The organism is Plesiomonas sp., assembly GCF_051652165.1.
Classification (GTDB): domain Bacteria; phylum Pseudomonadota; class Gammaproteobacteria; order Enterobacterales; family CAMTGL01; genus Plesiomonas.
The window spans coordinates 1-18925 of record NZ_JBOFTR010000007.1; the positions used below are offsets into that span (position 1 = coordinate 1).

The 18925-nt window shown below is 45.3% G+C and carries 17 protein-coding genes and 3 tRNA genes; 14 read left to right on the forward strand and 6 right to left on the reverse strand.

What is annotated here, in order from left to right:
- Positions 1-30: 30 nt before the first annotated feature.
- The 3 genes from ACRC53_RS05725 to ACRC53_RS05735 form a co-directional block, all read right to left on the reverse strand.
- Positions 31-106, reverse strand: a tRNA-Val gene (locus ACRC53_RS05725).
- A 47-nt stretch (positions 107-153) separates the two neighbouring features.
- Positions 154-229: transfer RNA gene (locus ACRC53_RS05730), tRNA-Lys, on the reverse strand.
- 40 nt (positions 230-269) lie between these two features.
- Positions 270-345 (reverse strand) — tRNA-Val (locus ACRC53_RS05735).
- 296 nt (positions 346-641) lie between these two features.
- Between ACRC53_RS05735 and gltX the strand changes: the two genes are divergently transcribed.
- Complete coding sequence (gltX, locus tag ACRC53_RS05740; protein ID WP_438642562.1) at positions 642-2054, forward strand: glutamate--tRNA ligase; 1413 nt, start codon at positions 642-644, stop codon at positions 2052-2054.
- 246 nt (positions 2055-2300) lie between these two features.
- On the opposite strand, the gene ygfZ is transcribed toward gltX, so the two are convergent.
- A complete protein-coding gene (gene ygfZ / locus ACRC53_RS05745; RefSeq protein WP_438642563.1) occupies positions 2301-3305 on the reverse strand; it encodes a tRNA-modifying protein YgfZ in 1005 nt (334 codons plus the stop codon).
- Positions 3306-3544: 239 nt separating this feature from the next.
- Between ygfZ and sdhE the strand changes: the two genes are divergently transcribed.
- Both sdhE and ACRC53_RS05755 read left to right on the forward strand, forming a co-directional pair.
- On the forward strand, positions 3545-3811 hold the full coding sequence (gene sdhE, locus ACRC53_RS05750) for an FAD assembly factor SdhE (protein WP_438642564.1): 267 nt from the start codon (positions 3545-3547) through the stop codon (positions 3809-3811).
- Positions 3792-4232, forward strand: a complete 441-nt coding sequence (locus ACRC53_RS05755; RefSeq protein WP_438642565.1) for a protein YgfX — start codon at positions 3792-3794, stop codon at positions 4230-4232. Before sdhE ends, ACRC53_RS05755 begins: the two co-directional genes overlap by 20 nt.
- 91 nt (positions 4233-4323) lie before the next feature.
- On the opposite strand, the gene nadB is transcribed toward ACRC53_RS05755, so the two are convergent.
- Positions 4324-5994 carry an L-aspartate oxidase gene (nadB, locus tag ACRC53_RS05760; RefSeq protein ID WP_438642566.1) on the reverse strand — a complete coding sequence of 557 codons (1671 nt, stop codon included), beginning with the start codon at positions 5992-5994 and terminating at the stop codon, positions 4324-4326.
- Positions 5995-6224: 230 nt separating this feature from the next.
- On the opposite strand from nadB, the gene rpoE reads away from it, so the two are divergent.
- The 11 genes from rpoE to acpS all read left to right on the forward strand — a co-directional run bounded on the left by rpoE (position 6225) and on the right by acpS (position 15851).
- A complete protein-coding gene (rpoE, locus tag ACRC53_RS05765; protein WP_438642567.1) occupies positions 6225-6800 on the forward strand; it encodes an RNA polymerase sigma factor RpoE in 576 nt (191 codons plus the stop codon).
- A gap of 90 nt (positions 6801-6890) precedes the next feature.
- Positions 6891-7499, forward strand: coding sequence for an anti-sigma-E factor RseA (gene rseA, locus ACRC53_RS05770; protein WP_438642568.1), 609 nt, complete (start codon positions 6891-6893; stop codon positions 7497-7499).
- Positions 7499-8614 (forward strand): sigma-E factor regulatory protein RseB, encoded by a 1116-nt coding sequence (gene rseB / locus ACRC53_RS05775; RefSeq protein ID WP_438642569.1) that lies wholly within the window; start codon positions 7499-7501, stop codon positions 8612-8614. Before rseA ends, rseB begins: the two co-directional genes overlap by 1 nt.
- 259 nt (positions 8615-8873) lie before the next feature.
- Positions 8874-9353, forward strand: a complete 480-nt coding sequence (locus ACRC53_RS05780; RefSeq protein WP_438642570.1) for a SoxR reducing system RseC family protein — start codon at positions 8874-8876, stop codon at positions 9351-9353.
- 337 nt (positions 9354-9690) lie between these two features.
- On the forward strand, positions 9691-11484 hold the full coding sequence (lepA, locus tag ACRC53_RS05785; protein WP_438642571.1) for a translation elongation factor 4: 1794 nt from the start codon (positions 9691-9693) through the stop codon (positions 11482-11484).
- Positions 11485-11515: 31 nt separating this feature from the next.
- Positions 11516-12412: a signal peptidase I gene (gene lepB / locus ACRC53_RS05790; protein ID WP_438642572.1), complete on the forward strand. Its 897-nt coding sequence runs from the start codon at positions 11516-11518 to the stop codon at positions 12410-12412.
- A gap of 15 nt (positions 12413-12427) precedes the next feature.
- Complete coding sequence (gene rnc / locus ACRC53_RS05795; RefSeq protein ID WP_438642573.1) at positions 12428-13105, forward strand: ribonuclease III; 678 nt, start codon at positions 12428-12430, stop codon at positions 13103-13105.
- On the forward strand, positions 13102-14010 hold the full coding sequence (gene era, locus ACRC53_RS05800) for a GTPase Era (protein ID WP_438623700.1): 909 nt from the start codon (positions 13102-13104) through the stop codon (positions 14008-14010). Before rnc ends, era begins: the two co-directional genes overlap by 4 nt.
- 20 nt (positions 14011-14030) lie before the next feature.
- Positions 14031-14747, forward strand: a complete 717-nt coding sequence (recO, locus tag ACRC53_RS05805; RefSeq protein ID WP_438642574.1) for a DNA repair protein RecO — start codon at positions 14031-14033, stop codon at positions 14745-14747.
- The gene (gene pdxJ / locus ACRC53_RS05810; protein ID WP_438623702.1) at positions 14740-15471 is read left to right on the forward strand and encodes a pyridoxine 5'-phosphate synthase; all 732 of its coding nucleotides are present in this window, start codon (positions 14740-14742) and stop codon (positions 15469-15471) included. The genes recO and pdxJ overlap by 8 nt, the downstream gene beginning before the upstream one ends.
- On the forward strand, positions 15471-15851 hold the full coding sequence (acpS, locus tag ACRC53_RS05815) for a holo-ACP synthase (RefSeq protein WP_438642575.1): 381 nt from the start codon (positions 15471-15473) through the stop codon (positions 15849-15851). Before pdxJ ends, acpS begins: the two co-directional genes overlap by 1 nt.
- 140 nt (positions 15852-15991) lie before the next feature.
- Here the strand turns inward: acpS and barA are convergent, their stop codons facing one another.
- Entirely contained in the window at positions 15992-18916 is a 2925-nt protein-coding gene (gene barA / locus ACRC53_RS05820) for a two-component sensor histidine kinase BarA (RefSeq protein WP_438642576.1), read from the reverse strand.
- Positions 18917-18925 lie beyond the last annotated feature (9 nt).

Below are 18925 nucleotides of genomic sequence, written 5' to 3' on the forward strand. Positions count from 1 at the left end.
TTCACTCAAACCTTCATTGAAGAAGGAAATTGGTGGGCGATACCGGGTTCGAACCAGTGACCCCCTCCTTGTAAGGGAGGTGCTCTCCCAGCTGAGCTAATCGCCCTGGGACTTTTATTATATCAGCGATTGAAATCAATGATATTAAAAAAGTGGTGGGTCGTGCAAGATTCGAACTTGCGACCAATTGATTAAAAGTCAACTGCTCTACCGACTGAGCTAACGACCCACTGTTTTTTTATTTACTTAGTGTTGACAACAGAAAGTATTGGTGGGCGATACCGGGTTCGAACCAGTGACCCCCTCCTTGTAAGGGAGGTGCTCTCCCAGCTGAGCTAATCGCCCGCTGTCAACGAGGGCCGCATTATAGGGGCTACTCGTTGAGAGTCAACGTTTTTTTCTATGGAACTGTACGTCCGTCGGGAAAATAATCAAATTGATCTCTTTTTCTTCAACTCTGTATTTCTAACGTGATTTTTCTGTTGATTTGGCGTGTTGTTTTGATTGTTGCGTTGTGGATTCAAAGCGGAGTGCTAGAATAACAGCACTTTTTCAGCCTTTATGTTGTTACTGCTGTTTCAGTGAGTACGATTAGACAGGGCTGTGCTGTTTATCTGCTTGTTAAAGGCCTCGATCTTATCATGAAAATTAAAACGCGTTTTGCGCCAAGCCCTACGGGTTATCTGCATGTGGGTGGTGCTCGTACTGCTCTGTACTCTTGGTTGTATGCTCGCCATATGAAGGGTGAATTTGTATTACGCATTGAAGATACGGATTTAGAGCGTTCAACACAGGAAGCCATTGATGCCATTATGGATGGTATGGATTGGTTAGATTTAGGCTGGGATGAAGGCCCATACTATCAGACTAAACGCTTTGATCGTTATAATGCGATTATTGATCAGATGCTAGAAACAGGCACAGCGTACCGTTGTTACTGTTCGAAAGAGCGTTTAGAGGCGTTACGTAATACACAAGAAGAGAATAAAGAGAAACCACGCTACGATGGTTTATGTCGTGATCATGCACATAGCCATACACCTAATGAGCCGCATGTGGTGCGTTTTCGCAATCCACAAGAGGGCTCAGTCATTTTTAATGATCAAATTCGTGGCCCGATTGAGTTCAGTAATCAAGAGCTCGATGATCTGATTATCCGCCGTACTGATGGTTCACCAACATACAACTTCTGTGTGGTGGTGGATGATTGGGATATGGAGATCACCCATGTTATTCGTGGCGAAGACCATATCAATAACACGCCTCGCCAAATCAATATTCTCAAAGCGTTAGGTGCACCTGTGCCGGTATATGCACATGTCTCAATGATTTTGGGTGATGACGGTAAAAAACTGTCAAAACGTCACGGTGCAGTGAGTGTAATGCAGTATCGTGATGATGGTTATCTGCCTGAGGCACTGTTGAACTATTTAGTGCGTTTAGGCTGGTCACACGGCGATCAGGAGATTTTCTCTATTGCTGAGATGGAAGCACTGTTCTCTTTAGACGCGGTAAGCAAATCAGCCAGTGCATTTAATACAGATAAGTTGCTATGGTTGAATCATCACTATATCAATACGGTTGATCCTGTGCGTGTAGCAGAGTTCTTGGCATGGCATATGGAAGATCAGAGCATTGATACAGCAAATGGCCCAGCATTGGTTGAGATTGTCTCGTTACTGGGTGAACGTTGTAAGACACTGAAAGAGATGGCGGCATCCAGCCGTTATTTCTTTGAAGATTTTGCTGCATTTGATGAAGATGCCGCGAAAAAGCACTTACGTCCGGTTGCTCAAGCGCCGCTAGAAGCCGTACGTGCACAGTTGGCTGATGTAGCATGGAACGTAGAGGCGATTCACGCAGCAATTGCGCAAACCGCTGATGCATTAGAGATTGGTATGGGCAAAATAGGTATGCCGCTGCGTGTGGCCGTGACAGGTGCAGGCCAATCACCTTCTGTTGATGCTACAGTGCATGCGGTAGGCCGTGAGCGTGCGTTGGCCCGTATTGATATGGCGCTGGCATTTATTGCTGATCGCGCAGCAGCACAATAAGCCATATGGGGCAGCAGGGCTATTTTTGTTTATTCATTAAAGTGTGTTCTTGTTGAAGAATATCGCTGTTAACTAAAGTAGCCATCAGCCAATACGATATATGAGGCCATAACGATTGTTATGGCCTTTTTTTGTTTGGGAAGGGCTTTTTTTTGAGAAATATGTTGTTGGCTGATGGCCTGTTTTACGCTTACCGATATCACTGTGATACCGGTAAGTGGGGCAAAGGCAAAATAGCAGCGTTAGTTAGGCAAGATCACACTGATAAGGCAGCGGGTAGATAGCCAGTTCACTACTCGGTTCATCAATGAGGCGCAGTTGTGCGTCAGGTTCAAGATCACTGCTAAGTACAATTTGAATCAGTACTTTGCCGGCAGGCAAGGCTACCGCCGATAACACAGTGCCGGTTTTACGCCAGTTATCACCTAATTTGAGCTCGACACTTTCACCGGCGACAGGAAGGTGTGCCGCACTACCCAACAAGGTATATAAGGCACGTTTATTCGCCCCCCGATATTTTGCTCGCGCGACCATCTCTTGTCCGGCATAGCAACCCTTGGTAAAACTGATGGCGTTTAAGGCCTGCAAATTGACGGCCTGTGGAATAAATTCCGCGATAGTTTGCGCACTTAATTGCGGTAAACCCGCTTCAATATCTAATGCCTGCCACTGTGTGTGATGATGCAGTATTGCACCTGATTGTTGCAGTGTGCTGTACAAGCTCTCTTGTGGCGTGGTGTGAGTATCGATAATCAGAAGGTAACGATCTGCCGGTGTGGGGAGATACATAATCTGGCCAAACGGTGCGTTGACGACCGGTGTAGCAGCATCTGGCAGTGTATCAGTCAGCGTTTGCAGTGTAGTTGCTGCATGTGAACCGGCTAATCCGGCCAGTTTCCACTGCGTGTTTTCGGTGATGGTCAGCTTGGAAAATACGGCATACTTTTTCAGTTCGGGCAGTTGTTGCTCTGTGAGTGATTTTGGTTGTATCCAGCCGAAACCATCATTGAGATGAAACAGAGTGAACACGCTCCACATTTTACCTTTGGCATCACAATGTGCGCCTAAACTGTAATGTTCTGGCTGGATCGTTGGCACATCACAGGTGACTTGCCCTTGCAGGTATTTGATGGCATCAGGGCCGACGATATTCAGCAGATCAAGATGATCAAGCGGGATTAGCGAAAGGGCGAGTTCAGATGACATTACAGCAGGTTGAGTGGAAAAATCAGGCGTGATCGCAGGTGTCATAAAAAAGTCCATCTGTCTGTTTGGCTAAGTGATTTCGTCTATCTGCCGAAATCAGTCAAAAGTGTATTTACTATAACGCGCTACAAGATGACTGACTATGTGAAATCATCTGATTTTCAAGCGGATAAATTGGGCAGAACAGCGTGTTTAGTCACAAATCTGCACGATAAAATCAGCGTAAAATAGCAAATAAATGCTACGATCGGCCGCGTTTTAGTGGGTTTATTGGAGTCAGCAACGTGGATATTAATGATAAAGCGCGTGTGCGTTGGGCATGCCGCCGTGGGATGTTAGAGCTGGATGTGATTATCATGCCGTTTTTTGAGCATGAGTACGATACGCTGACGGATGTGCAAAAAGTCGATTTTATTCGCCTACTTGAGAGTGATGATCCGGATCTATTTCGTTGGTTTATGAATAGCACTAAGCCAACAGATCCGGTTTTAGATGCGATGGTTGTGTTGATGAAAACGCGTAATCAAGCCCGTGGATTTATGGCAGTCTGATATTCACCCTTCGCAGCGCGCACTATGGATTTTACGTGCTGCTTATTTTCTACTCAGCATAGCCGCTTTGACTGTGGTGTTAACGTTTTCCTATACGCTTTTATATTCCCTTTTACTTATTTTTTTGATGTTTTTAATGTTTTTTGAATATAAAAGGATACGCCGCAACGGGCTAAAAATGAGTGGGAAACTGGCATTTAGTGAGATGTATTTGATTCGGTGGCAAGACAGGGAGTGGCGCTACTGCCGTACGCTTTCACTTTCCGTATTTGGCTTGCTAATTTATCTGCGTGATCCGCATAATAAGAGGTGCAGAAAGAAGGTGCTGTGGTTATTACCCGATATGATGAGTGAAAGGTCATGGCGCACGCTCTCTGCCGTAGTGCGGCAAACTGATCGGATTAATGATAAATACTCATAGGCAGTGTGTTGTGTAAATTACCTGCTATTTAAACAGGCAATTTACAGATGTCATTTTTTTCGAGCCGTGTTTGTGATGCTGCTTTGTACGGCTACCGCGTTGATCCTGATTGGCTATCGTGCGGTGAAAGAATGCTCGGCAGAGGATCAGATTGTGGCTCAGGGTAATCAAGCGTGTAGTGCAATCCACGGCTCTCTTTACGCTGCAGCGCACATAGCACGATTAACTCAGCAACCTGTACCAGATTACGCAATTCCAATAAATTATTGGAAACGCGGAAGTTGGCATAATAGTCATGAATCTCTTGTTTGAGCATGTTAATTCGCCGTAAGGCGCGCTCAAGCCGTTTGGTGGTTCGCACTATGCCGACATAATCCCACATAAAAAGCCGCAATTCGTGCCAGTTATGCTGGATCACCACATTTTCATCAGAGCATTCAACCTGACTTTCATCCCATGCGGGCAGTGAGTCAACAATGTCCGCATAAGGTAGCCACTGCAACAGATCTTCGGCAGCAGACCATGCATATACTACACACTCAAGCAGTGAGTTAGATGCCATACGGTTTGCACCGTGCAAACCGGTATAGCTGACTTCACCAATGGCATACAGACCATCAATATCCGTACGACCAGCATGGTCAACCATTACGCCGCCACAGGTATAGTGAGCCGCAGGTACAATAGGGATAGGCTCAGTAGTAAGATCAAGCCCTAATGTCAGCAGTTTTTCATAAATGGTGGGAAAGTGCGCTTGTACAAATGCAGCCGGTTTATGGCTGATATCTAAATACATACAATCAGCACCTAAACGCTTCATTTCATGATCAATAGCACGGGCAACAATATCACGTGGCGCTAACTCTGCGCGTTCATCAAAATCAGGCATAAAGCGAGAACCATCAGGACGACGCAGGTAAGCGCCTTCACCCCGTAATGCCTCAGTTAGCAAGAAATTACGGGCTTGTGGATGATACAAACAGGTCGGATGGAACTGATTGAACTCCATATTAGCGACCCGACACCCTGCTCGCCATGCCATAGCAATACCATCACCGGATGAAATATCGGGGTTCGTGGTATATTGATAAACCTTTGATGCGCCACCTGTTGCAAGCACAACGGCTTTGGCTCGAACACATTCAACCCGTTCAAGTGTTCTGTTCCAAACATAAGCGCCTACGACTTTTTGTACTTGATCATGTTCATGTGGCAAATGGTGGACGCTCAGTTGCTCAGTTTGCACAATGCCCTGTTTTACACAGGTGATTAAATCAACAGCATTGTACTTTTCATATAAAAAGATATTAGGGTGATGACGGGCTTGCTCTACCAATGTTGTTTGAACTGCCTTTCCTGTGGCATCAGCAGCATGTAAAATTCGGCGATGACTATGACCCCCTTCGCGTGTAAGGTGAAATTTTTGGTCAGTGGCAAGCCCTTCTATATCAAAAGGAACACCACAATCGATTAACCACTGTACGCAGTTACGGGCATTTTCAGTAATAAATTCAACTGCTGCTTTATCACACAGCCCTGCACCAGCAATCAGTGTATCCTGCACGTGTGATTCAATGCTGTCAGTTTCGTCAAATACGGCAGCAATACCACCTTGTGCATAATAAGTTGCACCTTCTGCGAGCGATCCTTTGCTCAGTATGATCACCTTGCAGTGTGGTGCTAAACGAAGTGCTAACGAAAGCCCAGCAGCCCCGCTGCCGATGACTAGCACATCGCAAAGATGTTCAAGGGATTGTTCCATAACGTATGATATATATTCAGAAAGGGATCTTATGTTAGATCAGGTACTGATATATTGTTATCGTTTTTATGTCTTTGGATAGACGTTTGACTCACAGAATTTAGTACAACGTTGAACTTTACCCAGAGATAAGCATCAAACACACCAGCTGGCTCAATTACTGCGATTTCATATTAACAGCGAGTAATGCGAGATGCTGTACAAAGAATGTTTTGGAGAAAACACCTCGGATGAGCGAGCAGTTGACAGATCAGGTTCTGGTCGAACGTGTTCAGCAGGGGGATAAACGCGCTTTTAATCTTCTGGTTACTCGTTATCAACATAAAGTAGCCGGATTGGTTTCCCGTTATGTCCCGCAGGGAGATGTCCCTGATGTTGTACAAGAGTCATTTATCAAAGCGTATCGGGCCTTAGCGTCTTTTCGCGGTGAGAGTGCGTTCTACACATGGTTGTATCGTATTGCGGTCAATACCGCTAAAAACTACTTAGTGGCTCAAGGTCGTAGACCACCAAGTAGTGATGTAGATGCCGAAGATGCAGAAAATTTTGAAGTAGGTGGTGCGTTAAAAGAAATATCGAACCCTGAGAATTTAATGTTGTCAGAAGAGTTGAAGCGGGTGGTTTTTAGTGCAATAGAAGCACTGCCCGATGATCTGAAAATGGCAATTACGTTGCGAGAATTAGATGGGTTAAGTTATGAAGAGATCGCTTCTATCATGGATTGCCCCGTCGGTACAGTGAGGTCGCGGATATTTCGAGCTCGTGAATTTATCGACAGTAAAATTCAACCGTTAATTCAGCAGTAATTGCTATAGCAATACCGATTTAATCTCTGTAGCGAGGCATCGGTATTCGACAACAGTCATATCACCTTTAGGTAATATAGGTAAGTAGGCATGCAGAAAGAGCAACTTTCCGCCCTGATGGACGGTGAATCGGTAGACAGCGTGTTGTTGAGTGAGCTGTCGAAAGACCGTGAGCTGCAAGGAGCGTGGCGTAATTATCATCTTATCCGCGATACGCTACGCGGAGAGACACCGGCGGTGCTCGATTTTGATATTACCTTCCGCCTTGCTGCTGCACTGGAAAATGAGCCCACGTTATTTGCACCTAACGCTGTGCCAGAGTCACAACCTACACCAGAAACGTGGCACAAACTCTCTTTTTGGGAAAAAATTCGTCCTGTCTTGGGTAATGTTAGCCAGTTAGGGTTAGCTGCGTGTGTATCATTAGGGGTGATTGTTGGGGTGCAATATTACAATCAACCAGAAAGCGGATTTGAAGATAGCCCTGTTTTCAATACGTTGCCAATTGGTGGGCAAGCATCACCTGTGAGCTATAGCGTACCTACGTCAGGTGCACCGAGTGAGCAACAATTGCAAGAGCAACGTAAGCGAATCAGTGCGATGTTACAAGATTATGAGCTACAGCGTCGTTTGAATGCGGAAAATATTGAGCCGCGTCAAAATGAATTATCGCAACAAGCCGGGAATACACAGCACTAATGAAGCAAATTGTCTTTTTCCTGCTGTCAGTATTTGGGCTATGTAGTACTCATGCTATGGCATCACAAGGAACGGCAGAACTGCCTACAATCTCTTCATTGCCTCCTGTGCCAGCAACGCCAAAGCCGGTAAAAAAAGAGCAGGGAGAAGAACGTGTTACACCAGCAGTAACACCAAACTCAACACGTAATAATGCAGTATCAGCACAAACGCTGCTTGAAAATATGGCTGTAGCAGCGCAAAACTTAAGTTATGAACTGGCATTTATTCGTGTTAGCAAAAGCAGCATTGACTCAATGCGTTATCGGCATACGCGTATTGATAACCGTAATTTAAGTCAGATGCTCTATCTTGATGGGCCACGTCGTGAAGTGTTACAACGTGGCGATGAAGTCAGTTATTTTGAGTCAGGTGTTGAGCCTTTTACTATTCGTAGCTCATACATTGTGGATTCGTTACCCTCTGTTTTACATGGTGATTTTAAAAAGCTCAGTAAGTTTTATGATTTTGTTCCTGTAGGGCGAGCTAGGGTCGTTGATCGCCCAACCCAAGTTGTCCGTATTGTTCCACGAGATGATTTTCGTTATAGCTATGTTGTGTGGCTAGATGAAGAGAACAAACTCTTACTGCGTGCCGATTTGCTTGATCGTGATGGTGAAACACTCGAACAATATCGAGTGATATCTTATGTGATAACACCAGAGTTATTAAAAGTGATGTCAAAGCTCGATGACGTGTCTTTGCCACCGGTTTTAGCTTTTGAACCACAGTCGAAACAAAAAATGACATGGAAATTAACATGGGTGCCAAACGGGTTTACAGAGATTTCGCGAAGTCGTCACCGTTTACCGAATGTAGATATTCCTGTTGAATCACGTCTTTACTCTGATGGATTATTTAGTTTTACCGTTTATGTATCACCTGCTGATGGCCGTGCTCTGCAAGAACAACTCGTACGCCAAGGTCGTAGAACGGTACACATTGAAAATCAGGGCGCATATGAGATCACCGTGGTCGGCGAGTTGCCACCCTCAACCACTAAACGCATCGTGCATGGGGTAAAGTTTGACACAGAGTCTACGCCTACTAATGTGTCGACAAACGATAATAAATAACACGATATAAAGTATTATTTATTGAACGCGTCTAGAGTGCATCATACAGTGAGTATTTTAAAAGAGACGTTTTTATCTACATACTCACTATCTGAATATATAAAAATATCTAATAGGTAAGCCCACTATATGAAGGCTTACCTCTTTGTTTTTAGATTTAACTGAAAACAAAGAGACACTGAAATAGAGTGCTCTAACTGGCTATAGAGGTTGAGCATTGTACTCTGTATTTCAACCAACTCTGAGATAGAGATAACGCATGATTCAAGAAAAAGTGACGGTTGTTAGTTATCAAGAAGGGGTTGCAACGGTTGCGTGCCAGCAAAAATCAAGTTGTAGTGGGTGTGCAAGTGCATCTCATTGCGGTATGAGTGTATTAGATAACATCTCTAAGGGCAACATACATACACTTAAACTACACAGTGATGTGGCGTTAACAGCGGGCCAACAAGTTGATATTGGAATATCTGAAGCTAGCTTAGTCAGATCAGCGTTTACACTCTATTTTATCCCGTTATTAGGGTTAGTAGTAAGTGCATTGATTGCAAATCAATATTTTAGACAAGAGTGGATTGTTATTGTAATGACCGCATTCGGTACGGGAATTGGTTTTTTTATTGCACGAAATATAGCGCAACGAGCCAGCCAACAAAAAGCCTATCAACCCACTATCCTATCAACAATAGATAGCCTTAATGTCACCCATGGTCAAAAAATACATTCTGATCAACACTTGTGATGTTGTTACTCATCGTGCTGTAAAACGGAGGGTGATAACCCCTTTAACTGCACATTAAAAAGAGAAATAAAAAGCAAAATAGTAAAAACACAATAAACCTGATTTTACTATAATCACATCAAAATTAATGTTAGTGCACAATTTACGTCGCGAGTTTGTTGGTATTGCTGCTCTAATTATGACTAAGTGACCCACTTAAACTGGAATAAATAGGGCTAATCCACAAAGTGAATGCGCGCAAGGATAGCGAGTAACCAGCGATTCAGGTAGAATCCACCCACTTAAATCATTAACACTGATTCTGCTTTGATTCCTAGCAAAGGTCGCGCAAATTCTGATGAAGCATATTCGTAACTTTTCCATCATAGCCCACATTGACCACGGTAAGTCGACACTGTCTGACCGGATCATCCAAATTTGTGGCGGTTTATCTGATCGCGAAATGGCAGCCCAAGTTCTGGACTCTATGGATTTGGAACGTGAGCGCGGTATCACCATTAAAGCGCAAAGCGTTACGCTAGATTATACCGCCCCTGATGGGCAGGTTTATCAGTTAAACTTTATCGATACTCCAGGCCATGTTGACTTCTCGTATGAAGTATCTCGCTCGCTGGCAGCCTGTGAAGGTGCGCTGCTGGTGGTTGATGCTGGCCAAGGCGTTGAAGCACAAACATTGGCAAACTGTTACACCGCACTGGATATGAATCTGGAAGTGGTGCCGGTATTGAACAAAATTGATCTTCCTGCCGCAGAGCCTGAGCGTGTGGCTGAAGAGATTGAAGATATTGTAGGTATTGATGCTACCGATGCGGTGCGCTGTTCAGCGAAGACCGGTGTGGGTGTGCCTGAAGTGCTGCAACGGTTGGTTGAGTCTATTCCAGCCCCAGAAGGTGACCCTGAAGCGCCGTTACAGGCCCTGATCATTGATTCATGGTTTGATAACTACTTAGGTGTTGTCTCTTTGGTTCGTATCAAAAACGGCAGCCTGCGTAAAAACGACAAAATTAAAGTGATGAGCACCGGCCAGACTTGGGGTGTTGATCGTTTGGGTATTTTTACCCCGAAGCAGCTTGATCGTACAGAACTTAACTGTGGCGAAGTGGGCTGGGTTGTTTGCGGTATTAAAGATATTCTGGGCGCTCCAGTGGGCGATACCCTGACTCTGGCGCGTAACCCAGCAGACAAAGCATTACCGGGCTTTAAGAAAGTAAAACCACAGGTTTATGCCGGTCTGTTCCCTATCAGCTCTGATGATTATGAAGCATTTCGTGATGCGCTAGGTAAACTAAGCCTGAACGATGCCTCACTGTTTTATGAGCCAGAAAGTTCTACAGCACTGGGTTTTGGTTTCCGTTGCGGCTTCTTAGGCTTGCTGCACATGGAGATCATCCAAGAGCGTTTAGAGCGTGAATATGATCTTGATTTAATCACCACTGCCCCAACGGTAGTGTATGAAGTGGCAATCACCAATGGTGATATTGTCTACGTTGACAGCCCATCAAAATTACCACCACTGAATAATATTGATGAGATCCGTGAGCCAATCGCAGAGTGTCATATGCTATTGCCACAGGCTTATTTGGGTAATGTGATCACTCTGTGTATCGAAAAACGCGGTGTACAAACCAACATGGTTTACCACGGCAATCAAGTGGCACTGACCTATGAAATTCCAATGGGTGAAGTGGTGCTTGATTTCTTTGACCGATTGAAATCGACCTCTCGTGGATATGCATCGCTTGATTACGGTTTTAAACGTTTCCAAGCCGCTGATATGGTGCGTGTTGATATCATGGTTAACGGTGAGCGTGTTGATGCGCTGGCAATTATTACACACCGTGATAATGCTCAAGGTCGTGGGCGTGATGTGGTTGAGAAAATGAAAGAGCTGATCCCACGTCAGCAATTTGATATCGCGATTCAAGCGGCTATCGGTAACCAGATTATTGCCCGTGCTACCGTCAAACAGTTACGTAAAAACGTACTGGCAAAATGTTATGGTGGTGATGTGAGCCGTAAGAAAAAGCTGCTACAGAAGCAGAAAGACGGTAAAAAACGTATGAAGCAGGTCGGTAATGTCGAGCTGCCACAAGAAGCGTTCTTGGCCATTTTGCATGTCGGCAAAGATTAATTTTCGACAAATATTGATTTAAGGAGCAAGCATGGCGAATACCTTCGCGCTGATTTTGGTGCTGGTTACTCTGTTCACCGGCATTATCTGGTGTTTAGATAAACTGGTTTGGGCACCTAAGCGTAATGCCAAAAAAGAGGACGTACGTGCGAAGGCGGGCGGCAGTATTGATGAGGCAACCTTAAACAAGGTTGCTCCACAGCCAAGTTGGGTTGAGACTTCTGTCTCTATCTTTCCGGTTATTGCCGTTGTATTGGTCGTGCGCTCTTTCATCTATGAACCTTTTCAGATCCCTTCTGGTTCTATGATGCCAACCCTACTGGTAGGTGATTTTATCCTAGTAGAGAAATTTGCCTATGGTATTAAAGACCCGATCTTCCAAAAAACGTTGATCAAAACCGGTGAACCTAAGCGCGGTGACATTGCGGTATTTAAATATCCAGAAGATCCGAGCTTAGATTACATCAAGCGCGTTGTTGGATTACCGGGAGACACCATTGTTTATCAAGATAAACAATTGTTCATTAAGCCCGCCTGTCCTACAGGAAAAGCATGTTTGCCATTAACCAAACTTGAGTATAGCAATATACATCCTAGCCCGTTTTATCAAGGGAATGCTCAGTTAATTGAAGCTACTGAGCAGTTAGGGAAAGTAGGGCATAACATTCTTATTAATCCTTATATGCCAGAAGCTACAGCCTACTATTACACTCAAACTGGAAAGCCAGTGGGTGAGTGGGTTGTACCTGAAGGTGAATATTTTGTTATGGGTGATAACCGTGACAACAGTAAGGACAGTCGTTTCTGGGGCTTTGTCCCGAACGCCAATTTAGTCGGTAAAGCTGTTGCTATCTGGATGAGTTTTGATAAAGAACCCGGAGAGTGGCCAACAGGTGTTCGCCTAAACCGAATTGGCGCAATTCATTAATCGGTTATGTAGTTGATGAATGCATCATTAAATACTTTACAGCGTAAGCTAGGTTACACCTTTACGAATCAAGAGTTACTTCATCTGGCACTGACTCACCGCAGTGCCAGCGGTAAACACAATGAGCGTTTAGAGTTCCTTGGTGACTCTATTCTTAGTTTTGTGGTTGCTGATGCGCTATATCATCAATTTCCTAAAGTTGATGAGGGCGATATGAGCCGTATGCGTGCAGCATTGGTCCGTGGAAATACACTGGCTGAACTTGCCCGTGAATTTGAACTGGGTGACTATTTGCGTCTTGGCCCCGGAGAGCTTAAAAGTGGCGGGTTTCGTCGGGAATCTATCCTGTCTGATACCGTTGAAGCTATCATTGGTGCGGTCTATTTAGACACGGGTTTAGAGTCGGTTCGTCAACTGATTTTGCAGTGGTATCAGCAACGTTTGGAAGAGATCCGCCCAGGTGATCGGCAAAAAGATCCTAAAACACGCTTGCAAGAGTATCTGCAAGGTCGCCGTTTACCGTTACCAGTTTACCATGTGATGCAGGTGCGCGGTGAAGCGCATGATCAAGAGTTCACGATTCATTGCAGCGTAGAAGGCATGGCTCAACCGGTTATCGGTGTGGGTTCAAGCCGCCGTAAAGCGGAGCAAGCTGCCGCTGATCAAGCACTTACATTGTTGGAGCTGGTATGACCGAAGCTGAAAAAACACATTGTGGCTTTATTGCCATTGTCGGTCGCCCAAATGTTGGGAAATCAACCTTACTGAACCAGTTACTGGGGCAGAAAATTTCGATTACCTCACGTAAAGCTCAGACTACGCGTCACCGTATTGTCGGTATTGATACCCAAGGGGCTTATCAGGCTATTTATGTCGATACTCCGGGTTTGCATATCGAAGAGAAGCGCGCGATTAACCGCTTGATGAATAAGGCTGCCACCAGTTCTATTGGTGATGTAGAGCTGATCATTTTTGTGGTGGAAGGCACGAACTGGAATGAAGATGACGACATGGTGCTGGGTAAACTGCGTCATGCCCGTTGTCCGGTCATTCTGGCGATCAACAAAGTTGATTGCATCAAGCAAAAAGATATTTTGCTGCCACATATTCAGGCGCTAGCAGAGAAGTTTAACTTCCTGAATGTTGTGCCTATTTCGGCTGAAACCGGTGCGGGCGTTGATGAAATTGCCCGTATTGTGCACGATAAACTGCCAGAAGGTACACATCACTTTCCGGAAGATTATGTCACTGACCGTTCACAGCGGTTTATGGCCTCAGAGATTATCCGTGAAAAGCTGATGCGCTTTATGGGTGAAGAGCTGCCGTACTCCGTTACCGTAGAGATTGAGCGTTTTGTCGCCACCGAAATGGGTACTTACGATATCAATGCGGCAATTTTGGTTGAACGTGAAGGCCAGAAGAAGATGGTGATTGGCGCGAAAGGTAGCAAGATCAAGGTAATTGGTACTGAAGCGCGTCGCGACATGGAATCGATGTTCGATACCAAAGTGCATCTGGAGCTGTGGGTGAAAGTGAAATCAGGTTGGGCGGATGACGAGCGTGCCTTGCGCAGCCTCGGTTATACGGACGATCTGTAATTGTACAAGGATACTTTCTGATGGATGGGTGGCAGCGTGGCTTTGTACTTCACGCTCGCCCTTACAGTGAAACCAGCCTGATGCTGGATGTCTTCACTGAAGATCAGGGGCGACTGCGAATACTTGCTAAAGGTGCACGCAGTCGCCGTTCCAATTTAAAGGGCTGTTTACAGCCCTTTACTCCCTTACTGCTCCGCTGGAGTGGGCGTGGAGAAGTCAAAACATTGCGCAGTGCAGAGCCTGCTGCATTAGCCTTGCCTTTTAGCCGTATTGGTTTATACAGTGCGCTGTATGTCAATGAGCTGATTACTCGTGTTCTTGAGCCACAAACGGCTTACTCTTCTGTTTTTCTTGACTATCTCACCTGCCTGCGTGAGCTGGCACAATATCCGAATAATCCAGAACCGGCTCTACGCCGTTTTGAATTGGCACTGTTACAGGCGCTTGGCTATGGGATTGATTTTGTACGCTGTGCAGGTAGTGGGTTACCCGTTGATAAACAGATGACATACCGTTACCGTGAAGAGAGAGGGTTTATTGCATCACTCATTGTTGATCAACTCAGTTTTAGCGGTCAGCATCTGTATGCACTGGCAGCACGCCAATTTGATACCGCTGATCAATTAAAAGCAGCAAAACGCTTTACGCGTTTAGCATTAAAGCCCTATCTTGGTGGTAAGCCATTAAAAAGTCGGGAGCTTTTCCGCCATTTTGCCAAGGAGTCGAAACATGTCTAAGTTACTGCTCGGTGTTAATATTGATCATATCGCGACAATTCGTAATGCTCGTGGAACAATTTACCCTGATCCAGTGAATGCAGCATTTGTTGCGGAGCAGGCCGGTGCTGACGGTATTACCGTACATTTGCGTGAAGATCGCCGCCATATTACTGATCGCGATGTGAAAATCTTACGGCAAACCCTGCAAACGCGGATGAATCTGGAGATGGCTGTCACCGAGGAGATGCTGGCGATTGCTTGTGAGGTGCAACCACACTTTTGCTGCTTAGTGCCAGAGAAGCGCGAAGAGGTGACAACCGAAGGTGGGTTGGATGTTGCTGGTCAGCTGAGTAAAATGACTGACGCAGTGGCACGTTTAACTGCGGCACAGATTAAAGTCTCACTGTTTATTGACCCTGATATGGCGCAAATTGATGCTGCTGTTGCAGTCGGTGCACCATTTATTGAATTACATACCGGTGCGTATGCTGATGCGCCAACCGAGGCTGCACAACAACTGGAGTTGGCCCGTATTGCAGCAGCGGCAGAATATGCTGCTGGGCGTGGGCTGACGGTCAATGCCGGACATGGCCTGACATACCACAATGTAGCTGCGATCGCGGCCTTACCTGAGATGTATGAGCTAAATATCGGCCATGCAATTATTGGTCGTGCGGTGATTGATGGGCTGAAGAATGCAGTTTCCGATATGAAGCAGTTGATGCAGGCTGCGCGTGCATAATGGCGGTTTGCGGTTTAGGTACAGACATTGTTGAAATCGCGCGTATTGATGCGGTGGTTAATCGTAGCGGTGAACAGCTGGCCCAGCGAGTTTTGACACCCTACGAGCTGACCTTGTATCAGGCCAGTACGCAGCCAGTACGCTTTTTAGCCAAGCGTTTTGCAGTAAAAGAGGCGGCAGCCAAGGCGCTGGGTACTGGATTTCGTGGTGGTATAGCGTTTAATCAGATAGAGGTGCGCACTGATCCATTAGGCAAACCCTGTCTGTATTGGTATGCGCATGCAGATACGCAGCGAGCTTTGCTGGGTGCTGTAAGTTCATATGTGACCATTGCCGATGAGAAGCATTATGCTGTGGCAACAGTACTTCTTGAACGGTAATGTTGGCAGTGACTTAGCAAGCATAGCAGCTAAAAAAGAGAAGGTGAGCATGATAGCTCACCTTTTTTATTCGTATCTTAGTCAGATTTTTTTGCAAAGTGATACTCGTACTTTTGCAACAGTGCTTATATCACCTGCGCTTATGTGACCTGATGTGGAATAAAACGTAAAGACTCATGCCTAACGTTCTCTATCTCATCGAGTAATTCGAGCCATTCTGGTTCTAATTCTGTCGCTGACGTTCCCTGACGTAATAGCTGTTCAAGCTGACGACAGAGGTTTTTTAGGCGCGGCACTCCGCTGTAACTGCAACTGCCGTGCAGCGTATGAATTTTAGCAAGGATCTCAGGCTCATCCTGTTCATTGAGTACATTGTGTACCCGTTGCTCAATTTCGGTCAGGAAGGTGAGGAGCATTTCCAGTAATTCAATGGCTAAATCCTCTTTACCCGCGGCTTGCTGTAACGCTAATGCCCAGTCAAGGCTGCTGTTTTCACTGGCATTGCCTGCAATCACGGTTTTTACTGTCTCAGTTGTTTCCGTTGCATTTACAGTTTCAACTGTAAGTACTGTTGCGACAGTATTGGTAATATCGCGAACTACAGTGTTTTGTGCCGGTATGGCATCTGTCTTGCTGATTAATATTGGTGCCGAATTGCCTGGGTATGGTTTTGCAGGGCATGGTAATGCCGCGGTTGAAACAGTTATTGGCAGATTGCAGCCGGTATGCAGAGCCATAATCCGCTGTAGCATACTCTCATCAATAGGTTTAGTTAGATAATCATCCATGCCTGCAGCCATCAGCCGTTCGCGCTCACCGCTCATAGCATGTGCAGTAACAGCAATAATGGGGGTATGTTGATTATTGGTTTGTTGATGAATCAGCTCGCTGGCTCTGATGCCATCCATCTCTGGCATTTGAATATCCATCAAAATAATATCAAATGGTTGGTGCGAAGCTTGCTCAACAGCATCAAGCCCGTTATTACATAAATAAACGTGTTCAACCATCTCTTGTAATAGTGTACCAATCAGTTTTAAGTTAGCTGGATTATCATCAACTGCCATGACATGCAGTGGGAGTTTTGCTGGCAACCAAACCGGAGTTGGGAGTGTAGTTGAATGGCCATCTTGCAGCGTATTAAATAATCGCGCACGTGGCAGTGGTTTGGTTAAGCAAGCTTCTGCACCGGCTTGAATGAGTGCATCAGCCACATTGAGATCTTTACTGGGTAAGCCGACAATCACACGACGGGTATAACGGCGTGCTTGTTTAATTTGCTTTGACATATCAGCTACATCAGGTGTGAGTGTCGCAGCAAAACAGAGCAATAAAATATCTGTTTGTGTAATAGTTAATTCTGTCAGTGTTGCAGCGCAGTGCAGTATAACAGGTTGCTGCTCAAACATACTGATTACTGCACTGGCTGCGTGCTCGTTAGATTCAATGACGCTGATATGTTGCCCTGCCAGTGAAAGTAGTTTGGGCACATCGTTGTGCATACTATCAGTTAACGCCAATGGCACAGTAAACCAAAAACTAGATCCTTTATGCAGGCGGCTTTGAAAGCCAATTTCTCCCCCCATCTCTTTAACCAGTTTTTGGGTGATAACCAAACCTAAACCTGTGCCCCCATAACGGCGGGAAATGCTGGCATCCGCTTGCCGAAAAGCCTGAAACAGTTGTGCTTGCTGGCGTTCAGAAATACCGATACCCGTATCTTTAATTTGCAAAAGAAGTTCAATTCCGCCCGGCGTGTGGCTACGTAGCTCAATTAAGATATCGATATTCCCATGCTCGGTAAATTTAATGGCATTACCAATAAGGTTGGTCAGGATTTGCTGTATCCGTAAGGGATCACCGACCACATATTCAGGCACATCTTGACTGAGCGTGAGTGTGAGCTCGATGCCTTTATCATGAGCATTTGGGGCAAGTAGTAGTATCACTTCATCAATCGTGTCGTGTACCCCAAATGGGATCTGCTCAAGCACTAACTTTCCGGCTTCAAGTTTTGAGAAGTCTAAAATATCGTTGATGATGGTCAGCAAGTTATTAGCAGAACGTTCAATGGTTTGTAGATAGTCAATCTGGCTGGTGCTGAGGCGAGTTTTTAACATCTGACGAGTAAAGCCGATAACACCATTAAGCGGTGTACGTAGTTCATGCGACATATTGGCTAAAAATTCAGATTTAATGCGTGCCGCTTCTTGTGCCCGTTTTTTCGCCAAATCAAGCTCGACGTTCTGGATCTCCATCTGTTCGAGCGTTTCCCGCAAATCAGAGGTGGCCTGATCAATGCTTTGTTGCATCTCTTCATGGTATACGGTGAGTGAAACAGCCATCGAGTTAATGCCATTTTTCAGCATATTTAACTCACCGAGCATATTACCCGCAACCCGACTATCAAGCTGCCCACGGCGAATTTGATCAACAGTATGCACCATATGGGTGATAGGCACGGTCACTACACGCATCAGGCGGTAAGAGAATACACCCGCAATAATCATGCCGATAGCCAACATTCCGAGTGAGGCTGCTATTTCTTGATATTGTTGCAACTCCATAGGTTTAACATCGAGCTCTACAGCAATATAACCAAGTGGTGGATTATTATCTGGATTACTCAGTAATAGCTCAGGCAATGAATTTTCAGCAAAAATAGGCGTACGGATCACCAGCAGTTGATCTTGCCGTGTGACCATGACTTGTGTCGGTAATTTACTTTGATCATCAAGTTGCAGTACTGAGAAATTACGGTGAAAATTAGAGGTAACAAATAAACGGTTGTCAGCATCGAATACAGCAATAGAGCGCACTATATTTGAGTGACGACGGTGCAATAAATTGATCAGTTGCTTAACTGACTCTCGGTTTCTGAATGTCATCGCATATTCAGTGGCGACAGAGAGAGGCTCGATGATCGAGATCCCCTCATCAATCAGTTGTTGATTGAGATCGCGATAACGATTAACGACAAAAAAAGTACTGAGCAGCAACCCGATAATTAGGGTTGGGGCCAGTGTCATGGTGATTACTCGTGCGCGCAGGCCGTAATTGGTCATCAGTCGTTA